General features: G+C 69.8%; 6 protein-coding genes. All 6 read right to left on the bottom strand.

Going from position 1 to position 4,755, the window contains the following annotated elements; translation table 11 throughout:
- Window positions 1-103 precede the first annotated feature (103 nt).
- A complete protein-coding gene (locus ACXJKR_RS24510) occupies window positions 104-1,087 on the bottom strand; it encodes a DUF72 domain-containing protein (protein WP_457325034.1) in 984 nt (327 codons plus the stop codon).
- Complete coding sequence (locus tag ACXJKR_RS24505; RefSeq protein ID WP_457325033.1) at window positions 1,087-2,046, bottom strand: DUF979 domain-containing protein; 960 nt, start codon at window positions 2,044-2,046, stop codon at window positions 1,087-1,089. Before ACXJKR_RS24505 ends, ACXJKR_RS24510 begins: the two co-directional genes overlap by 1 nt.
- Window positions 2,043-2,759, bottom strand: a complete 717-nt coding sequence (locus ACXJKR_RS24500) for a DUF969 domain-containing protein (protein WP_457325032.1) — start codon at window positions 2,757-2,759, stop codon at window positions 2,043-2,045. The genes ACXJKR_RS24505 and ACXJKR_RS24500 overlap by 4 nt, the downstream gene beginning before the upstream one ends.
- A gap of 13 nt (window positions 2,760-2,772) precedes the next feature.
- Entirely contained in the window at window positions 2,773-3,507 is a 735-nt protein-coding gene (gene pxpA, locus ACXJKR_RS24495; protein ID WP_457325030.1) for a 5-oxoprolinase subunit PxpA, read from the bottom strand.
- Window positions 3,492-4,424, bottom strand: a complete 933-nt coding sequence (locus ACXJKR_RS24490; RefSeq protein ID WP_457325029.1) for a 5-oxoprolinase subunit C family protein — start codon at window positions 4,422-4,424, stop codon at window positions 3,492-3,494. Before ACXJKR_RS24490 ends, pxpA begins: the two co-directional genes overlap by 16 nt.
- Window positions 4,421-4,755, bottom strand: a 335-nt coding sequence (gene pxpB / locus ACXJKR_RS24485) for a 5-oxoprolinase subunit PxpB (RefSeq protein WP_457325028.1), incomplete at its 5' end; no start/stop codon positions are given. The genes pxpB and ACXJKR_RS24490, both read right to left, overlap by 4 nt.

The following is a 4,755-nucleotide window of genomic DNA, read 5'->3' as shown; positions in this document are numbered from 1 at the left end:
CGCCGCGTGCGCCACGACGGTAAGCAGCATCGCGAAGATGTCAGCCGCTGGGAAGCAGAGGGCGGCAATCTGCCGGAGCCCCAACTGCCGGCCAAGCGCTGAGTCAGCCGTCGACGATGGCTTGAGCGAGCGCCCGAACGCTCAGCGGCGCCGAGCCTTCGGCCTTGTTGGAAATGGTGATGAAGGCGTCCTGCCCGGCGCCGGCCGTGCCGCGGATGATGCGGGCCAATTCGGCGCGCGTCTCGGAGTCGGGGTCCAGCATCTCGTTGAACTCGCCATAGCGCTTCTCGGCCTCTTCGTAGCCATAGGGGCCGTGCAGGCGGTTCAGGTTCCATCGCACCACCAGCGGCCCCGGCCACAGCGCGCGCAGCAGCGGCAGTTGCTCGGCCAGCGGCGGCAGCTTGGGATGCAGGCCGACGCAGTAGCGCGCGCCCGTGTCGCGCAGCAGGGCCGCGAGATCCGGAGTCAGCCAGGCAGCGTCGCGTACCTCGACAGCGATGACGCCCACAGGTGGTTTTGGCAGCGCCAGCAGCAGCGCATGCAGCCGGTCGAATTGCTCGCTCATGCGCGCAAGCAGTGGCCCGGGCAAGGGGCTGAGCTGGAAAACCAGCGCGCCTATCGTCTTGCCCAGGCCTTCGAAGGCGGGCTCGATGAAATCCTGCATTGCCGCCGTCGGATCCAGGAACAGCGGGTTGAGTTCCTGGCCGCGTCCGTCCTCGCTGCGCAGCAGCGCATCCGTGACGAGGCTGGGTGCCTTGACCGTGAATCGAAAGCCCTTGGGCACCTGTTGCGCTTGCCGCTCGAAGTCGCTTGCGGCGATCGGCCGGTAGAAGCCGCGGTCGATGCCCACGGCGCGCAGCAACGGGTGGGCGGCGTAGGCGGTCAGGCCGGTCTTGGACAGCGTGGCCTCGCTGTGCTTGCCGGCCCAGACCAGCCCCTCCCAGCCGGGGTAGCTCCAGGTCGACGTGCCGAGATGGATGTGTGGCGACAGACTTGCTGCCAGCGCCAGGTCTTCGGGCACCGGCGGCGCGGGTTGCACACCGCGCGGCCGCTTCTCGGGTGGGCCGCCGAACAGCTCGTCCTGCATCAGAACATCAGCACCTTGAGGAGGACGATGTTGACGCCCAGCAGCATCAGCGCCGTGGGCCATTGCGCGCGGATGACGGCGTTTTTGTCCTTCAGCTCGAGCAGGGCGGCGGGGATGATGTTGAAGTTGGCGGCCATGGGCGTCATCAGTGTGCCGCAGTAGCCGCAGAACATGCCGATAGCGGCCATCACGGCCGGGTTGCCGTGGTGCATGCCAAGCAGGATGGGGATGCCGATGCCGGCCGTCATGACCGGGAAGGCCGCGAAGGCATTGCCCATGACCATGGTGAATAGGGCCATGCCCAGGGCATAGGCCGCCACCGCGAACAAGGCGTTGTCGACCGGGATATAGCTGGTGGTGAGATGGGCCACGGCCTTGCCGACACCAGCATCGGTGAACAACAGGCCCAGCGTGGCCAGCAGCTGCGGCAGCAGGACCGCCGGCCCCATGGTCTCCAGCAGGCGGCGCGCCTCGCGCAGGGCCTGCATGGGACGTTCGCGCGTCATCCACAAGGCGCCAACCAGGCCGATCAGTGCGCCAAGACCGACGCTGATCAGCGTGACGTTCTTGGGCTCGACGAGCAGCAGACCGCCGAGGTGGACGTCCTTTAGCGTCAGCGTGCCAACCAGGGCCAGTGTCGTGATGGCCAGGATGGGCAGGAAGAGCTTGTTGCCCAGGCGCGCCGCGCTGGTCTGGCGCTCGGCGGGCTCGCGTGCCGGATGCTTGCCGAAGGACACGCCGCCCAGGCCGCCGAGTGCGGCAAGCATGAGGACGATCAACCCGCAGACGACGGGCGGCAGGTTGTCGCCGACCAGGTAGATGACGGCCCACAAGGCCCAGAACAGGCCGCTGCTCCAGCGCCGCGGGTTGCTGTGGTCGCGGCAGGTCAGCCAGGCGACGATCAGCAGCGCGGCGCCGGTCAGCAGGAAGAGCTGGTCGAGCTTGAGGAGGGCGGTCATGGCTTGGCTTCCTCTTCAGCACGGGCGCGGGCGATGTCCTGCGGCAGGCGATGGTCCATCCGGATCAGCCGCGCGGCGTGGATGACGAAGGCGGCGATGGCGGTCGGGATGCCCCAGAGGGCGATGTGCAGCGGGTCGGTGACGATGCCGTTCTCGGCCAGGAAGGTCTGCATCAGCACGATGGAGCCGAAGGCGACGAAGATGTCCTCGCCGAAAAAGAGGCCGACGTTGTCGGTCGCTGCGGCCATGGCCTTCCACTTGTCGCGCACGGCCTGCGGCACGGGGCCGTGGGTCTTCTCGGCGGCGGCTTCGGTCATGGGCGCGACCAGGGGCCGAACCATCGGGGCATGGCCGCCCAGCGACGTCAGGCCCAGCGCCGCGGCGGTCTCGCGGATGAAGAGGTAGACGACCAACAGACGGCCCGCTGTCGCCGAGCGTATGCCTGCGATCCAAGCCTGGGCGCGCTCACGCAGGCCGTGGCGCTCCAGCAGGCCGATGATGGGCAGGGGCAGCAGCAGGGTCAGCGGCAGGTTGCGCGTCTTGACGAAGCCGGTGCCGAGCTTGGCGAGGATGAGGTCCGGCGGCAGCTTGGCCGCGAGGCCGGTCGCGATGCCGGCCACCGCGACGACGAGGACGGGGTTGAAGCGCAGCACGAAGCCGACGATGACGACGGCGACGCCGATCAGCGGCCACAGGGAAACATCTGCAGTCATGAAAAAACTCCGGTCAGGGGCGCAGTTGCACGCCGGCTTGGGTGAGGGCTTGGTTCAGCGCCCGGGCGAAAGCGAGGGCGTGGGCGCCGTCGCCATGCAGGCAGATGGTCTGGGCCTGCAAGGGAACGATCTCTCCGGTGACGGCCTGCACGACACCTTCGCGCACCATGCGCAGCGTGCGGGCGACGGCCTCGTCGGTGTCTTCGACGAAGGCGCCGGGCTGGCTGCGCGGCACCAGGCTGCCGTCGGCGCGGTAGCCGCGGTCGGCAAACACCTCGGCCACCGCGCGCAGGCCGGTGCGCTCGGCCGCTTTCAGCAGTTCACTGCCGGCAAGGCCGTAGAGAGCCAGTGCTGGGTTGACGTCGAGCACGGCGGCGGCGACGGCATCGGCCAATGCCGGATCACGCGCGGCCTGGTTGTAGAGGGCGCCGTGCGGCTTGACGTGATGCAGTCGGCCGCCGGCCGCGCGCACCATGGCGTCGAGGGCACCGATCTGGTAGATCAGGTCGGCTTTCACATCGGCCGGCGCGAGCTGCATCTCGCTGCGGCCGAAGTTCTCGCGGTCGGGGTAGCTGGGGTGGGCGCCGATGGCCACGCCGCGTTCCAGTGCTGCGACCACGGTCGTCTGCATCAGCCGCGCATCGCCGGCATGCCAGCCGCAGGCGATGTTGGCGGAGCTGACGAGGGCCAGCAGCTCGGCGTCGTCGGGTGCGCCTTCGCCGAGGTCGGCGTTCAGGTCGACATGCATAGGGCAGTCCTCAGTTGGGCCAGCGTGGCCTGGCGCTCGCGCAGTGCGGCGATGGCCTCGTCGGTGGTGCAGGGCGTGAAGCGCAATGTGGCGCCGAGGCGCAGCTGGCCGAGCTTCCACAGGTCGGCGCGGATGACGACGCCGATCTTGGGATAGCCGCCTGTCGTCTGCGCATCGGCCAGCAAGACGATGGGCTGGCCCGAGGGCGGCACCTGGATGACACCCGGCAGCACGCCGTGCGAGGCCAGTTCGGCGCCGCGCTCGCGCTTCAGCTCGGGCCCGGCAAAGCGGTAGCCCATGCGGTTGCTTTGCGGTGTGAGCTGCCAGTCGGCCGCCCAGAAAGCTTCGCGCGCAGTGGCAGAGAAGTCCTCGTGCTCGGGGCCGGGCAGCACGCGCACGCTCGCGCCCCAGTCAGGCGCGCGGATGCCGATGCTTCGAGCGGGCAAGCGCTCGGGCGCGGCCAGCGGCAGCACATCGCCATCGCGCAGCGTGCGCCCACCGAGCCCGCCGAAACCGGCCTTCAGGTCGGTACTGCGCGAGCCCAATGCTGCGGGGAGGGCGATGCCACCCGAGACGCTGAGATAGCTGCGCATGCGCTCGCGCGGTGCGGCGAGCTTGAGCGTCTGGCCGGCCTGCACGCGCTGCCGCCACCAGGGGCGCAGCGGGCGGCCGTCGAGGCTGGCGTCGGCATCGGTGCCGGTGACGGCAATGCAGCAGTCGGCTCCAAAGCGCAGTGTGGCGGGGCCGAGGGTGAACTCGAGGCCGGCGTCGTCGACGGGGTTGCCGACGARCAGATTGCCCCAGGCGAGCGCGATGTCGTCCAGCGCCCCGCAGCGGCTGATGCCGCGGTCGCGCCAGGCCTCGCGGCCGAGGTCCTGCACGGTGGTCAGCGGGCCGGCGCGCAGCAACTCGATCATGCGAGGTCCGCCACGAAGCGCACGCGGTCACCCGGTGCGAGCAGCGTGGGCGGCTCGGCCTTGGGGTCGAAAAGGGGCAGGGCGGTGTGGCCGATGAGCTGCCAACCTCCCGGCGTGGCCAGCGGATAGATGCCGGTCTGCGCGCCGCCGATGCCGACGCTGCCAGCCGGCACTGCCGTGCGGGGCTCGCTGCGGCGCGGCGTGTGCAACGAGGCGTCCAGCCCGCCGAGGTAGGCAAAGCCGGGCTGGAAGCCGATGAAGTAGACGATGTACTCGGCCTCGGTGTGGCGTTGCACGACCTCGTCGACCGAGAGGCCGCAGTGCGTGGCGA

The sequence above is a fragment of the Roseateles sp. P5_E11 genome, from assembly GCF_054049355.1.
The sequence above is the reverse complement of the archived record's forward strand: the minus strand, read 5'-3'. Positions and strand labels throughout refer to the sequence as shown.

Bases quoted from the DNA above. Each gene is read 5' to 3' on its own strand.
- ACXJKR_RS24510 (WP_457325034.1), bottom strand. From the start codon at position 1,087: ATGCAGGACGAGCTGTTCGGCGGCCCACCCGAGAAGCGGCCGCGCGGT.
- ACXJKR_RS24505 (WP_457325033.1), bottom strand. From the start codon at position 2,046: ATGACCGCCCTCCTCAAGCTCGACCAGCTCTTCCTGCTGACCGGCGCC.
- ACXJKR_RS24500 (WP_457325032.1), bottom strand. From the start codon at position 2,759: ATGACTGCAGATGTTTCCCTGTGGCCGCTGATCGGCGTCGCCGTCGTC.
- pxpA (WP_457325030.1), bottom strand. From the start codon at position 3,507: ATGCATGTCGACCTGAACGCCGACCTCGGCGAAGGCGCACCCGACGAC.